Below are 478 nucleotides of genomic sequence, written 5' to 3'. Positions count from 1 at the left end.
ACTAATGCGTCTCTTACTTCAATGCTTCAGCGTTTCTCTGATATTTTCGTTATCTTTAGCGGGCTGTACTTGTCTTGCCTAATCTCCGGTGCCGCATTTAGCGTGCAACACTGGATTATGGTATTAATATCGATCGTTATCTTCCAAATGATTGGTGGGATTACTGACTTTTATCGTTCGTGGCGTGGTGTGCGTGCGGGGCTGGAGATCCAGCTCATTTTGCAAAACTGGTCGCTGAGCCTGCTGTTGACCTCAGGAACGGTGGCGTTGATAAATGTCTTCAATAACGAGTATTCCGTCTATATCCAATGGTATCTGCTGGTCTGCTGCGGTTTGGTCATTACGCGCAGCGTGATCCGGCTGCTCTTGGGATACATGCGCAATATTGGCTTCAATACCCGTAATGTGGCCATCATGGGTGCGATGCCCGTCGGTATTCGTCTGGCAGAATCTTTACGTGACGCGCACTGGATGGGAT

General features: G+C 48.5%; 1 protein-coding gene. It reads left to right on the top strand.

All coding sequences use genetic code 11. From position 1 onward, the window contains the following. Positions 1–21: 21 nt before the first annotated feature. Positions 22–478, top strand: a 457-nt coding sequence (locus tag KHA85_RS16635) for a hypothetical protein (protein WP_213186650.1), incomplete at its 3' end; no start/stop codon positions are given.

This window comes from Dietzia massiliensis (genome assembly GCF_018390595.1).
In the GTDB taxonomy this organism is placed as follows: Bacteria; Actinomycetota; Actinomycetes; order Mycobacteriales; family Mycobacteriaceae; genus Dietzia; species Dietzia massiliensis.
Note: the sequence above shows the minus strand (reverse complement) of the source record. Positions and strands in the feature narration are given on the sequence as shown.